The sequence below is a fragment of the Pyxidicoccus sp. M6 genome (assembly GCF_055568925.1).
Map to the genome: position 1 here is coordinate 8,326,808 of NZ_CM145714.1, position 14,081 is coordinate 8,340,888.

At 70.2% G+C, this 14,081-nt stretch carries 14 protein-coding genes; all 14 read left to right on the forward strand.

Annotation, left to right across the window (positions count from 1 at the left end):
* The first annotated feature begins 6 nt into the window (after positions 1-6).
* Complete coding sequence (locus ACVTJA_RS32620; protein WP_465825476.1) at positions 7-651, forward strand: DUF4349 domain-containing protein; 645 nt, start codon at positions 7-9, stop codon at positions 649-651.
* Positions 652-909: 258 nt separating this feature from the next.
* Positions 910-1,770, forward strand: a complete 861-nt coding sequence (locus tag ACVTJA_RS32625; protein WP_465825477.1) for a universal stress protein — start codon at positions 910-912, stop codon at positions 1,768-1,770.
* A gap of 91 nt (positions 1,771-1,861) precedes the next feature.
* A complete protein-coding gene (locus ACVTJA_RS32630) occupies positions 1,862-4,753 on the forward strand; it encodes a monovalent cation/H+ antiporter subunit A (protein WP_465825478.1) in 2,892 nt (963 codons plus the stop codon).
* Positions 4,753-5,091, forward strand: a complete 339-nt coding sequence (locus tag ACVTJA_RS32635; RefSeq protein ID WP_465825479.1) for a Na+/H+ antiporter subunit C — start codon at positions 4,753-4,755, stop codon at positions 5,089-5,091. Before ACVTJA_RS32630 ends, ACVTJA_RS32635 begins: the two co-directional genes overlap by 1 nt.
* Positions 5,088-6,728: a monovalent cation/H+ antiporter subunit D gene (locus ACVTJA_RS32640; protein ID WP_465825480.1), complete on the forward strand. Its 1,641-nt coding sequence runs from the start codon at positions 5,088-5,090 to the stop codon at positions 6,726-6,728. Before ACVTJA_RS32635 ends, ACVTJA_RS32640 begins: the two co-directional genes overlap by 4 nt.
* The gene (locus ACVTJA_RS32645; protein ID WP_465825481.1) at positions 6,725-7,213 is read left to right on the forward strand and encodes a Na+/H+ antiporter subunit E; all 489 of its coding nucleotides are present in this window, start codon (positions 6,725-6,727) and stop codon (positions 7,211-7,213) included. The genes ACVTJA_RS32640 and ACVTJA_RS32645 overlap by 4 nt, the downstream gene beginning before the upstream one ends.
* On the forward strand, positions 7,210-7,488 hold the full coding sequence (locus ACVTJA_RS32650) for a K+/H+ antiporter subunit F (RefSeq protein WP_465825482.1): 279 nt from the start codon (positions 7,210-7,212) through the stop codon (positions 7,486-7,488). Before ACVTJA_RS32645 ends, ACVTJA_RS32650 begins: the two co-directional genes overlap by 4 nt.
* Complete coding sequence (gene mnhG, locus ACVTJA_RS32655) at positions 7,485-7,841, forward strand: monovalent cation/H(+) antiporter subunit G (protein WP_465825483.1); 357 nt, start codon at positions 7,485-7,487, stop codon at positions 7,839-7,841. Before ACVTJA_RS32650 ends, mnhG begins: the two co-directional genes overlap by 4 nt.
* Positions 7,842-7,959: 118 nt before the next feature.
* Entirely contained in the window at positions 7,960-8,568 is a 609-nt protein-coding gene (locus tag ACVTJA_RS32660) for a NapC/NirT family cytochrome c (protein WP_465825484.1), read from the forward strand.
* A complete protein-coding gene (locus tag ACVTJA_RS32665; RefSeq protein WP_465825485.1) occupies positions 8,565-8,762 on the forward strand; it encodes a hypothetical protein in 198 nt (65 codons plus the stop codon). The genes ACVTJA_RS32660 and ACVTJA_RS32665 overlap by 4 nt, the downstream gene beginning before the upstream one ends.
* On the forward strand, positions 8,759-9,121 hold the full coding sequence (locus ACVTJA_RS32670) for a c(7)-type cytochrome triheme domain-containing protein (RefSeq protein WP_465825486.1): 363 nt from the start codon (positions 8,759-8,761) through the stop codon (positions 9,119-9,121). Before ACVTJA_RS32665 ends, ACVTJA_RS32670 begins: the two co-directional genes overlap by 4 nt.
* Positions 9,108-11,255 carry a hypothetical protein gene (locus ACVTJA_RS32675; RefSeq protein WP_465825487.1) on the forward strand — a complete coding sequence of 716 codons (2,148 nt, stop codon included), beginning with the start codon at positions 9,108-9,110 and terminating at the stop codon, positions 11,253-11,255. Before ACVTJA_RS32670 ends, ACVTJA_RS32675 begins: the two co-directional genes overlap by 14 nt.
* Positions 11,245-11,679: a hypothetical protein gene (locus ACVTJA_RS32680; protein ID WP_465825488.1), complete on the forward strand. Its 435-nt coding sequence runs from the start codon at positions 11,245-11,247 to the stop codon at positions 11,677-11,679. The genes ACVTJA_RS32675 and ACVTJA_RS32680 overlap by 11 nt, the downstream gene beginning before the upstream one ends.
* A complete protein-coding gene (locus ACVTJA_RS32685; RefSeq protein ID WP_465825489.1) occupies positions 11,676-14,045 on the forward strand; it encodes an Ig-like domain-containing protein in 2,370 nt (789 codons plus the stop codon). Before ACVTJA_RS32680 ends, ACVTJA_RS32685 begins: the two co-directional genes overlap by 4 nt.
* Positions 14,046-14,081: the final 36 nt, after the last annotated feature.

A 14,081-nucleotide genomic window follows, 5' to 3' on the forward strand; every position in this document is an offset into this window, starting at 1 on the left:
AACGCCGTGCGCCCTCTCCTCCTCGTCCTGCTGGGTTTCCTCGCCGCCTGTTCAAGCGCGCAGCCGCGGTACCGCGCCGAGGACGGGCTGATGGGCATGCCTGAAGGGGCTCCGGGGGCGCTCGAGGCGAACCGGTCCATCATTCGGAGTGCCCTGTTGCAGGTGGAGCGCGAGGACCCGGAGAAGGGCCCGGCGCAGGCGGTGGCCCTGGCGAGGACGCACGGAGGCTACGCCCAGCGCGTCACCTCCGAGTCGGCCACGGTGCGGGTGCCGGCGGAGCGCCTGGACGTATTCCTCGGGGCCGTCCCGGGGCTGGGCACGGTGGCGAAGCAGTCCGTCACGGCGGATGACGTCACGGAGGCCCACCAGGACCTGAAGGTCCGCTTCGCCAACCTGGAGCGCGTCCGCGAGCGGTACCTGGCGCTCCTTCAGCAGGCGGCCACGGTGGAGGACACGCTCCGGGTGGAGAAGGAATTGGAGCGCGTCACCGCCGAATACGAGTCCCTCAAGGCGCGGCTGGAGGGGCTGGAGCAGCAGGTGGCGCTGGCCACGGTGAGCCTGGAGTTCAAGAGGCCCGTGCGCCCCGGCCCCGTGGGCTGGGTGTTCTATGGGCTGGGGAAGGCCGTGAAGTGGCTGTTTGTCTGGGATTGACGAGGGGCTCGGCGATGACGCGCAAGCGGTGAGCTTCCGGATGAAGAAGCTCGCGTGCAGGAGCTGGGTGGCTCCCTTCCATCAGTCACGTACCCAACGCCATGCGACCGCAACCTTCCTCCTGAGGCGTGACAGGGAAAGGAGCGGGCTGGCTCAATTCCCGGCATGACTCAGGACCACCGTGCCCCGCACGGGGCTGGGCAGGCCAGGCCCCACGCATTTCGTTCGCTGCTCATCCCCGTGGATCTCTCATCGGCGATGGAACGGGTCCTGGCGCGCGCGACGTTGCTCCCCCTCGCCAGGAACGCCCGACTCACCCTCCTCCACGTGGTGCCGCGGGGCCTCCGGCGGGAAGCCAGGCTCCAGGCGGAGCGCGATGCGACGAAGGCCCTCGAGTCCGCGGCGAGGAGCCTGGCGCCCAGGCTCCCGGAGCGCGCCAGGGCCGTGCCGCGTGTCGTGGTGGGCGTCGCGGCGGCCGAGATTGCCAAGCACGCGCATTCACGCAAGGCCGAGCTCATCGTGATGGGCCGCGGCCGAGGCCGGACGCTCCGCGATTTCGTCCTGGGGTCGACCGCGGAGCGCGTCATCCGAAGGGGGCAGTTGCCTGTCCTGGTGGTTCGCCGCCAGCCTCATGGGGCCTATCGCCGCCCCCTGCTCGCCCTGGATGTGGATGAGGCCGCCCGTGATGTGCTGGCCCTGGCGCTCCGGGTGCTCCCGCCGCCCCGCCGGCAGGTCGGGTGGGTCCACGCCTACGATGCCCCGTACCACGGGCTGATCTATCCGAGCCTCGCGCCGGAGCAGGGCCAGGAGTACCGCAAGTACTACCGCCAGCAGGCGCTTCACGGGCTCGCACAGATGATTGCCACCGCGTTGGTGGAGATGAAGAGCCCGCCGGCCGAAGCCCTCACCTGGACGTCCCACCTCCGGTACGGCTCGCCCAGGACGGTCATCCCGGACGTCGTGGCGAAGAGCCGGGCGGAGCTCCTGCTGCTCGGAACGCATGGCCGTGCGGGACTCGCGCACGCGCTCCTCGGGACTGTCGCCGGGGATGTGCTCCGGGAAGTGCCGTGCGACGTCCTGGTGGTTCCCCCCAGGCGCCAGGGGGCCCGCAAGCGATGAATGGCCGAAGCTCCGGCGGCGCCCCCGTGCCCATGACCCTGAGTGGGAGGAGCGTGGCGGGGCACTCGCCCCCTCCTGCTCATTCCTCCTGATGCCGCTCCTCGCGCTCCTGGTCATTCCCTGGGTCTCCAGTGTCATCGCGGCGCTGCTGCCCGCGAGCGCCCGGAACCGCGCGGCGGGGCTCGCGGGCCTCACCACGCTGGTGGGCCTGGTGGGCGTGGCGCTCCACTTCCCGAGCGTCCGGGGCGGGGGCCAACGTGCCGAGCGCTTCGCGTGGATACCCTCGCTCGGACTCGACCTCGTGCTGCGGCTCGACGGCCTCTCCTGGACATTCTGCGTGCTCGTCCTGGGCATCGGCGCGCTGGTGGTCCTGTATGCGCGGTACTACCTCTCCCCGAGAGATCCCGTGCCGAGGTTCTTCGCCTTCCTCCTGGCCTTCATGGGGGCGATGCTGGGCGTGGTCCTCTCGGGAAACCTGCTGCAGCTGGCCTTCTTCTGGGAGCTGACCTCCGTCTTCTCGTTCCTGCTCATCGGCTACTGGAACCATCGGAAGGACGCGCAGCGCGGGGCCCGGATGGCGCTCACTGTCACTGGCATGGGCGGCCTGTGCCTCCTCGCCGGGCTGCTGGTGCTCGGCGGGTTGGCCGGCAGCTACGAGCTGGAGGCCGTCCTCGGGAGCGCGCAGGCCATCAGGGCCCACCCGCTCTACCCGGTGGCGCTCTGCCTCCTCCTGCTGGGTGTGTTCACCAAGAGCGCCCAGTTCCCCTTCCACTTCTGGCTCCCGAACGCGATGGCGGCTCCGACGCCGGTGTCGGCGTATCTGCACTCGGCGACCATGGTGAAGCTGGGCGTGTTCCTGCTGGCGCGGCTGTGGCCGGCGCTTTCGGGGACGGAGACCTGGTTCTGGCTCACCAGCTCGGCGGGGCTCGTCACGCTGCTGCTCGGCGCATGGGCGGCGCTGTTCCAGCGCGACGTGAAGGGGCTGCTCGCCTACTCCACCATCTCCCACCTCGGGCTGGTGGTGCTGCTGCTCGGGCTCAACAGCCCGCTCGCGGCGGTCGCGGCGGTGTTCCACCTCATGAACCACGCGGCCTTCAAGGCCTCGCTGTTCATGGCGGTGGGCATCATCGACCATGAGACGGGGACGCGGGACATCCGGCGGCTGTCGGGGCTCTTCCGCCTGATGCCCATCACCAGCACGCTCGCGCTCGTCGCCACGGCGGCGATGGCGGGAGTCCCGCTGCTCAATGGCTTCCTGTCGAAGGAGATGTTCTTCGCGGAGACCGTCTTCATCGACGCCCACCCCGCCGTGGAGTGGGGCCTGCCCATCGCAGCCACCCTGGCGGGCATGGGGAGCGTCGCGTACTCACTCCGCTTCTCCGTGAAGGTGTTCTTCGGGCCCGCCAGCGCGCTGAACACCCCGCGTGTCCCGGAGGAGGCCCCCAGGTGGATGCGCGTCCCCGTCGAGGTGCTGGTCCTCGTGTGCCTGGTGGTGGGCATCGCGCCAGCGGTGTCGATAGGGCCCATCCTCGAGGCCGCGTCCTGGCCGGTCGTCGGCGGACAGCCTCCGCCGTACAGCCTCGCGCTGTGGCACGGATTCACGCCCCCGCTCCTCATGAGCGCACTGGCGCTCGGCGGTGGCGCGGTGTTGTACGGAGGGGCCCGGTGGTTGGATGCACGGCGGCCGGGCCCCGGAGGCCGCATCGCGGAGCGGTGGAATGGCGCGAGGCTCTTCACGTCACTGCTGGCGTGGCTCACCGCGGCGAGCAGGTGGCTGCGCCGCGGGCTGCTCACCGCGGGACTCCAACGGCAGCTGCTGGCGATGGTGCTCGTCACCCTGCTGGTCGGTGTAGCGGCGCTTTGGGGTGGCATCGGTAAGGGAGATCGTCCGCTGGTGCCGCTCTCGCCCGTGTTCATCGCGCTGTGGGTGACCGGAGGCGCCGCGGCGGTGGGGGCGGCCTGGCAGGCGAAGTTCCACCGGCTCGCCGCGCTCATGCTCTCGGGGACCGCGGGCGCGGTGAGCTGCATCACGTTCATCTGGTTCTCTGCTCCGGACCTGGCGCTCACCCAGCTCACCGTCGAGGTGGTGACGACGCTGCTCATCCTGCTCGGGCTCAGGTGGCTCCCGGCGCGGGAGCCGGCCCACGGCGTGTACGACGCGCACACGCTGCGGCGCGCCAGGGGCCGGAGGGCCCGGGATTTCACCGTCGCGGTGGGCGCTGGCGGCGGGATGGCGGTCCTCGCCTACGCGGTGATGACGCGCGAGCTCCCTGAGCGCACCTCGTTCTTCCTCGAGAACTCCCTGAGCGGCGGAGGCGGGCGGAACGTGGTGAACGTGATGCTGGTGGACTTCCGCGGGTTCGACACCTTCGGAGAGGGCGTGGTGCTCTCGCTCGTCGCGCTCACGGTCTACGCGCTCCTGCGGCGCTTCCGGCCGGCGCCGGAGGTGATGGCGCTCCCTCCACAGCAGCGGGCGCTGCCGCGGGACCTGCGGACAGACCTGGTGAATCCACGCCTGGCGCACGACACGGCGGTGGGCTACCTGATGGTTCCCGCGGTGCTGGTCCGCCTGCTCCTGCCCGTCTCGGGAGTGGTGGCGACGTTCTTCTTCCTGCGCGGGCACAACGCGCCGGGCGGCGGGTTCGTGGCGGGGTTGGTGATGTCGGTGGGCTTCCTGCTCCAGTACGTCATCTCCGGGACGGAGTGGGTCGAGCAGCGGCTGCGCCTCTCGCCGCGCGTGCTCATCGGCGCCGGGCTCCTGTTGGTGCTCGGCACGGCCTCGGGAGCGTTCGTGGCGGGGTATCCGCTCCTCACCTCTCACACCTTCCATCTGAGCGTGCCGGTGCTGGGCGAGCTCCACCTCGGAAGCGCGGTGTTCTTCGACCTGGGCGTGTTCTGCCTGGTGCTGGGCGCCACGTTGCTCATCCTCGTGGCGCTCGCGCACCAGTCGATCCGCGCCCACCGGGCCTCGGGAGATGACTGATGGAGGTGGTGCTTGCAATCGCTATCGGCATCCTGACCGGCTCGGGCGTCTGGCTCCTGCTGAGACCCCGCACCTTCCAACTGGTCATCGGACTGTCGCTCCTCGCCTACGCGGTCAACCTCTTCATCTTCAGCATCGGCGGCCTGGCCATCGACAAGGAGCCCATCCTCGCGGACGGCGTCCCTCCGGACCTCGCCCACTACACCGACCCGGTCCCCCAGGCGCTCGTGCTGACCGCCATCGTCATCAGCTTCGCGATGACGGCACTCCTCCTGGTCATCACCCTGGCCTCACGCGGGATGACCGGGACCGACCACGTGGACGGCACCGAAGAATGAGCGCGCTCGTCCAAGGGCTGATGCCCCACTTGATGTTGGCCCCCATCCTCCTGCCCATGCTGAGCGCGGCGGTGATGCTCCTCATGGGCGAGGGGAAGCGCACCGCCAAGCGGGTGCTGGGGATGGGCTCCGCGCTGCTGGGGCTCGCCATCTCGGCGGTGCTCCTCGCATGGGTGGACGCACACGGCGCCGTGGCCTATCTGCCCGGCAACTGGCCCGCGCCGTTCGGAATCACGCTCGCGGTGGACCGCCTCTCGGCGGGGATGCTGGTGCTGACCTGGCTGCTGGGCGCCAGTGCGCTCTCGTTCGCCTCCGCGCGCTGGCACCGCGCGGGCGTTCACTTCCACCCGCTCTTGCAATTGCAGCTCATGGGGCTCTCGGGCGCGTTCCTGACGGCGGATGTCTTCAACCTCTTCGTCTTCTTCGAAATCCTGCTCGCCGCCTCGTACGGCCTGTTGCTGCATGGCGCCGGGAGGCCGCGGGTCCGCGCGGGCCTGCACTACGTGGCGGTGAACCTCGCCGCTTCGTCACTCTTCCTCATCGGCGTGTCGGTCATCTACGGCGTCACGGGGACGCTCAACATGGCGGAGCTCTCCGCGCGCCTGTCGGAGGGACAGGTGGCCAACCGGCATCTCATCGACGCGGGAGCGGCCATCCTCGCGGTGGCGTTCCTGGCCAAGGCGGCGGCCTGGCCGCTCAACTTCTGGCTCGTCCCCGCCTATGCGTCGGCGACCCCGCCCGCGGCGGCGATGTTCGCGGTGCTCACGAAGGTCGGCGTCTACGCGCTGATTCGGCTGTGGACGCTGATGTTCGCCGGGGGGCCGCTGGCGGGGTTCGGCGCGGACGGACTGTTCGTGTTCGGAGGGCTCTCCGCGGTGCTCTCGGCCCTGGGGATGCTCGCCTCGCAGCGGCTCGCGGTCCAGGCTTCCGCGGGGGTGATGGTCTCCTCCGGGATGCTCCTGGCCGCGCTGGGACTGGGCGAGGAAGCCGTCCTCGGCGCCGCGGTCTTCTACCTGGTGGGCTCCGCGCTGGCCTCCAGCGCGTTCTTCCTGCTCGTGGACCTCGTCGAGCGCTGGCGCGCGGGAACGACCGTCGTGGACGAGGCGCCCTTCCTCAGCGCGACGCTCGAAGAGCAGGAGGTCAACCTGGACGACGAGGAGGCGCCGCTCGTCGCCCTGCCGTTCCCCGCCTCCACCGCACTGATGGGCATGGCCTTCATCGCGTGCACACTGCTCACCTCGGGCCTGCCTCCCCTGCCGACCTTCATCGGCAAGCTCGGCATGCTGTCGGCGGCGCTCGGGTCGGGTGGCGCGAGCGCGCCAGTCCCCCTCCGTGCCTGGCTGTTCACCGGCGTGCTGCTGGGCTGCGGCCTGCTCACCCTCATTGCGCTCACGCGGACAGGCATCCGGACCTTCTGGTCGGAGATGCGGCGCGAGCCCCCCAGGGTCCGGGCACCGGAGGGGGTTCCCCTGGTCGCGCTCCTCGCCGCATGCGGAGTCCTGACGCTCGCGGCGGGGCCCTCGATGGAGCTCGCGCGCGCGACGGCGAAGTCCCTCCACGCGCGGAGCGAGTACATCCATGCGGTCCTCGGAGCACGGATGCGGCCGCCAGCCACGGCGCCGGAGGCCCGGCCATGAGGAGACTCATTCCCGCCCCCGCGCTCTCGGTGGCGCTGCTCCTGCTCTGGGTATTGCTCATGCAGTCGGTGAGCGCGGGAACCCTGGTGCTGGGCGCCGTGCTGGCGCTGTTCTGGCCCGCGGTGACCGCCCGGCTCAGGCCCGCCCCCGTGCGGTTGCGCAAGCCCTACGTCATGGCGCGCCTGTTCTGCCGGGTGGTGCTGGAGATGCTGCGGTCCAACGCCCAGGTGGCGTGGGCGATCCTCACCCAACGCTCGAGCAGCATTCGCTCCGGGTTCGTCCTCATTCCGCTCGAGCTGAGAGACCCGAACGGGTTGGCCGTGCTGGCGATGATCGTCACCTTCACGCCGGGCACCGCCTGGGCGCAGCTGTCGGCGGACAATCGCGTCCTCCTGCTGCACGTGCTCGCCATTCAGAGCGAGGCGGAGCTGATAGCTCTCATCAAGCAGCGCTACGAGCGTTCGCTCAAGGAGATCTTCGAATGAGCCCCCTGCTCTCGTGGGCGCTGGCCTTCGCCCTTGGCTGTCTCGCATTGGGGATGCTGCTGGCGCTGGCACGGATGATTCTCGGGCCCAGGGCGGAGGACCGCGTCCTGGCGTTCGACTGCCTGTACCTGAACGCCATGTTGGTCATCCTCGCGCTCGGGCTCATCTACCGCAGCAGCTCCTACTTCGAGGCGGCGCTCCTGATTGCCCTCTTCGGATTCGTGGGCTCCACCGCGATGGCCAAGTTCCTCCTGCGCGGGGAGATCATCGAATGAGCCGGGAGGCGCCTCTCTGGGTGGACGCGTTGACCGCGCTGCTCGTGGTGGTGGGCGCACTGGCGGCCCTGCTCGGCTCGTTCGGGTTGCTGCGCCTGAAGAGCTTCTTCCAGCGCATCCACGCGCCCACCCTGGGGGCGACGCTGGGAACCTGGGGCTTCACGCTCGCGGCGGCGGTGCGGATTTCCTTCGACCGCGGCCAGCTCTACCTTCATACGCTGCTCATCGCGGTGTTCATTGCCCTCACCGTGCCGGTCACCACCCTCTTCCTGATGCGGGCCGCGGTGTTCCGGGGACGCCTGCGCGGCGAGGAGGTTCCCGTGCCCGGCGCGGACGAACCTCCCCGGGGATAGAGACGGAAGCGCGCTGCCAGGTCCACGGGGCGCTTCACGGGAACCCGCCCGCGGACATGGGGCACATTTTCCGAAACGAGAGCTGCGCGGTCTTCGGGAGGGATGATAGGAATTGGGCGTGCCCAGCGTCCTCATCGTGATTGTCGCGGCGGTCGTCGTGTTGGTGGGCCTCATCGCCTACGCCGCGGGGGCGCTGACCGCCAACCGCCTGGGCCGGCTGGTGCTGCTCGGCGGGCTCGGGCTGCTGCCGCTGGTCGTCACCGGAGCGGGTGTCACGGTGGGCGTCCGCGAGTCGAGCCAGACGCAGTTCTGCGTGAGCTGTCACGAGATGGAGCCCTTCGGGAAGAGCCTCTTCGTGGACAACGCCGAGTCGCTCGCGGCGATGCACTACCAGAAGCGCCTCATCCCACGAGACTCCACCTGCTACGCGTGCCACACCGACTACGCCCTCTTCGGAGACGCGAAGGCCAAGCTCAACGGCCTCCGTCACGTCTGGGTCCACTACTTCGGAACCATCCCGGAGAAGCCCAGGCTCTATCAGGCGTATCCCAACTACAACTGCCTCCACTGCCACGACGATGCGCGCGGATTCCTCGAGTCCGCCTCCCACCGGGAGCTCCAGGCCGAGCTCCAGAGCGGACAGCGCTCCTGCCTCACCTGCCACACGCTCGCGCATGACATGGAGGGTGTGAAGGCCCAGAAGTTCTGGCAGGCGGAGGCACCATGAGCCACGAGAAGCGCATCCGGATCTCAGCCCTCTTCGTCCTGATGGGGCTGCTGGTGCAGCTCTTCACCAGCCTCCACTGGACGCCGCTGACCTTCGTCCTCTTCGCAGTCCTTGGCGTGCCCCTCGTCCTGCTGGGCGTGGGCCTCTATGTGTCCACCGTGTGGAAGATTCTCAAGGAGCAGAAGGCACTGTGAGCTCGGACTCTCCGGCCCCCCGGCCCCTGGCAAGCTCCGCACGGCGCGGCCTCCGCTGGTGGCTCGCGCTCCTCGGCGCCGCCCTCTTCGCCACGCCCATCCTCGCCTTCACCATGCCCCAGGACGTGCGCATCCCGCCCGTGAAGGCACGCCCCCAGCCCGTGCCCGCGCTGTTCTCCCACTGGGCGCACGAATCGCAGCGTTGCTACAGTTGTCATCCCAGTACCTTTCCGCAGGCGCCGCTCGGCTTCACCCACCAGGACATGAAGGAGGGCCGCTTCTGTGGGAGCTGTCACGACGGCGGGAGCGCCAAGGCCGTGAGCGCCATGCGCTGCGAGGGGTGCCATGTCGCTCGCTAGCCCGCGCCTCGCGCCGCTCTGCGCGCTCGCGCTCCTCATCGCCCTGCCGTCCCCCTCCCGGGCCCAGTCCCAGGAGGAGCGACGCCGGCAGCTCCAGGAGCGGCTCGGCATCCGGCCGCCCGCGGCGCCCACGGCCGGGGCTCCCGACGCGGGTGTGGCCGAGCCGCCCGCGGCGCCCACCGCGCCCCCGAAGGCTCCCGCGGAAGCCGCCGGGACGCCGTCGAAGCGTCCTCCCGCCGCGGCGCGGCCCCGCGTGCCGACCTTCGCGGAGGACGCGAAGCCCGTCCTCGAGAAGGCCTGCGCGAGCTGCCATCGCCCGGAAGGAAAGGCGGCGAAGTCCCGCTGGGTCCTTCGCGGAGAGCCCGGCGACTACGAGGCGACGTTGCGCTTCGTGAAGCGCGAGGACGCCGCCCAGAGCCCGCTCCTGAGGAAGGGCATCGGCGCGACGCTGCATGGCGGGAAGAAGGCACTCGCGGCCGAGTCGCCCGAGTACACGACGCTGCTGCGCTGGATTGAAGGCGGCGCCGTGGCCGGCAGGGCACAGGTGGCCTCGGCGCCGGTGCCCGCGGGCCCCACGTCCCCGGCTCCCGCGAGCAACCCCGCCCAGGACGTGAAGCCACCGCGGCCCCCATCCGACTCCGCTCCAATTCCCCCGGTGGCCGCTCCCGTGCCCTCGGTCGCCGCTCCCGTGCCCTCGGTCGCCGCGGCCTCCGAGGCTCCGAGCTTCGAGCCTCGCGTGCACGAGCTGCTGATGTCCGGATGCTCGAGCTGCCACACGTCGGACGGAATGGCCGCCGCCAGCCGGTATCTGACCCACCCGGATGCGCGCCAGCACTTCCAGTCGGCTGTGGCCCTGGTGGTGCCGGGGGCCTCGGAGAAGAGCGTCCTCTTCGAGCGTGCTCGCGGAGAGGACCACCCGGGAGGAGCCATCTGGGAGCCCGGGAGCGCGGAGCTGGCGCTCCTCGCCCGATGGATTGATGCCGGCGCTCCCGGGCCGGCCCCCGCGCCCGCCGAGGCGCCAGGCCTCCCGCCCCCGGTGGCCGCCGCGCCGGCGCCTGCTCCCTCCAGCCCGCCCGCCTCCCCGGCGCCTCCCGCCGGAGCACATGGGCATGACGGCATCTCCCTCGGGACGTACCCGCTGCTGGGCTCGCTGCGGCTGAACGGCCGCTTTGACCTCAACTACGAGCGCCTCGGCTACAACGACCATCCCTTCCAGGGGGAAGGCGTCAACGCGCTCCGCAGCTACCACCACTTCCTCTTCCTCACGCGCCAGTCCACCGGGGACCCGGTGACTCTCACCGTGGAGGTGCTCTCGCTGCAGTTCTGGGAGGTGGGTGCCCGACTCAGCCCGGAGTCCTGGCCGGTGAAGGTCTCCGCGAGGTTTGGCAAGCTGCTCGTGCCCTTCGGTGGCGAGCCGCTCTACCACCACAACTATGGCGGACACGCCGCCTTCGACCAGCGCGTCCTCCCGGTCATCTTCGCCCGGGAAGGCGTCGCCGTGAACGCGCAGCGCCGCGTGGGCCCCTTCCTGTTGTCGGCGGACGCCTACGCCATCTCCGGCTACCGACTGCGTGAGGCCGACTCCATCATCAACCTCCAGTCGGACTTCGCGCCGCTTGAGGACGTGAAGCTCGGCTGGGGCGCGAGGCTCGCCGCCTCCTGGGGCCCCCTCAGCGTCTGGTACTCGCCCTATTACAACCGGCTCGGGTTCGGGCGGAGGCTGTTCATGCAGGCCCTGGACGTGATGGCGTGGCGCCCGAGGGGATACCGCTTCCTCGAGCACTTCTCGCTGGGCGCAGGGCTCCTGCGCGCGGACGTCTCCGGGGGCACCGAGGAGGGGTATGGCGGGCCGGGCGCGGACTACTACCACTTCGCCAGCTACGTGCTGCTGCGATACCACCCCAACGACTGGCTCTACGTGCAGTACCGCCAGGGCCTGCGGACCTTCGGCAACCAGCGGGGACTCATCCTGGACAAGAGCGACCTCACCCGCCAGGACGGCTCGACCCACAATGTCGGCGTGGTCGCGCGGTGGCAGGGCTTGAGCGCGGGCCTCTACCACTACTGGAACATGGAAAAGGCCGATGAGACGCCGGACGACTTCACGCGACTGGTGGTGGCGTATGAGTTCTAGCCCCTGCCTGTCTGGAGCCACCGCGCTGCTCGCGGCGCTGGTCTGCCTGAGCGCCGGCTGCGCGGACTTCAGCCGCGGAGACCCGTCTCCGGACGCGGGCACTCCCCCGCCGGGCACTGGAGGCGGCGCGGACGGCGGAGCGAAGGTCTCCTTCGCGAGCGAAGTCCATCCGCTGCTCGTCTCCGGGTGTCAGGGCTGCCATCGCGCGGGAGGTGCCGCGGGCGACACCGGCCTCGTGCTGAGCGGCGAGGCGGAAGCCGACTACGTGCAAGCCACCTCCTTCATCGACGCCTCCAATCCGCCCGCGAGCCGCCTCCTGCGCAAGGCGTCGGGGGTGGGCCACGGCGGGGGCGCCGTCTACCCGGACGGCACTCCCGAGTATCAGACCCTGCTGGCGTGGATCTCCAACGGAGCCCAACCATGAAGCCCTGCCTGTCGCCCGCGAGGCCCCTTCCCCCGCGACGTCCGTCGCCGCGCCTGCTCGGCCTCATCTCCTGGATGATGGTGCTGGCCGCCTGTGCCCAGCTGGAGTCCGACACCGCCTCCATCACGACCGAGGGCCCCCACGCGGTCCTGCTGGGAGCGAGCATCCAGCTCACCGCCACCACGCGCGACGCGAAGGACCCTGGCTACACCTTCGAGAGCGAGAACCCGGAGCTGGCCACCGTGGACGCCACGGGCCTCGTCACGGGCGTGGCCGTGGGGGAGACCGCGGTGAAGGTCACCGGGACGAAGTCCCGCCTCACGGCGCGACACGTCATCGTGGTGACGGCGCCCGTCGTCAGCTCCGACGCGGGTGTCCCTCCGGACCAGGTGCCGTTCTTCACCCGCTGGGCCGGCTCGCCGCACGCCGACGTCTCGGCCGAGGCGTTCTCCCACTGGAACGAGGAGGGCAGCGTGCCGACCACGTGCGCGCGGTGTCACAGCACGGAGGGCTTCGTCGACTTCCTCGGTGGGGACGGCACAGCCCCGGGCCGGGTGGAGACTCCGGGGCGCGTGCAGTCGGGGGTGCGCTGCGACGCGTGCCACAATGGCGCCGCCTCCAGCCTGACCTCGGTCACCTTTCCCTCGGGCAAGGCGGTCAGCGGGCTCGGCGCCGAGGCCCGGTGCATGGTGTGCCACCAGGGACGTGCCGCGGGCCGGGACATCGACGCGCAGGTGGCCGACGCAGGCGTCACGGGCGAGGACACCGCCAACCCCGCCCTGGGCTTCACGAACATCCACTACTACCCCGCCGCGGCGACCCTCTTCGCGAGCCAGGCCGCCGGCGGCTACCAGTACACCGGCCAGGTCTACGACACGCGCTTCCGCCACGTGCCAGGCTTCGACAAGTGCAACGAGTGCCATGACCCGCACAGCACGCAGGTCCGCTGGGAGGCCTGCTCCACCTGTCACCCCGGCACGACGGACGTGACGAAGGCGTGGAACATCCGGCAGATTGCCTCGCGCAACCAGGACTACGACGGCGACGGCAACCGGGCGGAGGGTATCTACTTCGAGCTGCAGGGCCTGCGCGAGAAGCTGCTCGCGGCCATCCAGCGGTATGGCGCGGAGCGGGCCCAGCGCCTCTGCTACGGCAACGTCCATCCGTACTGGTTCAAGGACACCGACGGCGACGGGGCGTGCAGCCAGACCGAGTCCGCGGCCACCAACCGCTTCGCGAGCTGGACTCCGCGCCTCCAGAAGGCGGCGTACAACTACCAGCTGTCCAAGGTGGACCCGGGCGCGTTCGCGCACAATGCCAAGTACGTCATCCAGCTCCTGCATGACTCCACGCAGTCGCTGAACTCCGCGCTGGCCGTTCCCTTCGACACGTCCCTGCTCGTCCGCAACGACCCCGGGCACTTCAACGGCGCGAGCAAGGCGGCGCGCAACTGGGACTCCAGTGAAGCGGTCCAGGCGGGCTGCTCGCGCTGCCACAGCGGCGCGCAGGGCTACCGGTTCTTCGTCCAGTATGGGGTGGGCCAGTCCGTCCCGGAGACCGCCAACGGCCTCGAGTGCTTCACCTGCCACGAGAACTTCGAGCCGACGTACGACGTCTTCGTCCCTACCCGGACCTGGCTCCCCGACGGCAAGACGGTGAGCCTGCCCGGCCAGGACAACCTCTGCGCCAACTGCCACATCGGTCGCGCCTCGAAGGCCACCATCGATGCCGCGCTCGCGGCGGGTGGCTCGCTGCGCTTCCAGAACGTGCACTACCTGCCCGCGGCCGGAACGCGCGAGGGGGCGCTCGCGAAGATTGGCTACGAATACGCGGGGAAGACCTACGCCGGCCGGCTCGCGCACACGGGCGGAGTGCAGTGCACGAGCTGCCACGTCCCGGGGAACAGCAACCACACCTTCCGTGTCGCGGACACCTGGAACCAGCGCTGTGAGAACTGCCATGCCGACCAGAGCGCCGCGGAGCAGATCCGCAGCGCCCACCTGCTCGACCATGACGGCGACGGGAACACCTCCGAGAGCCTGAAGGCGGAGGTGGAGGGCATGGCCGCGCGCCTGCTCGCGGCCATGCGGGCAGTGACTGGCAATGGCATCTGCTACGACGGAGAGGTCAACCCGTACTTCTTCAAGGACACGGACAAGAACGGCACGTGTAGCCCCGCCGAAGCCGTGTCGGCCAACGCGTTCGCCCCCTTCACGCCCGCTCTCGTGAAGGCGACCCACAACTACCAGTTGAGCAAGAAGGACCCCGGGGCGTGGGCCCACAACTTCGACTACATCGGGCAATTGCTCTTCGACAGTGTCGAGGATGTCAGCGGCTCGGCGCCCGCCAACATGGTCCGGCCGTGAAGCAGCACGAGCACCAGAACCTCCACGCGACGATGC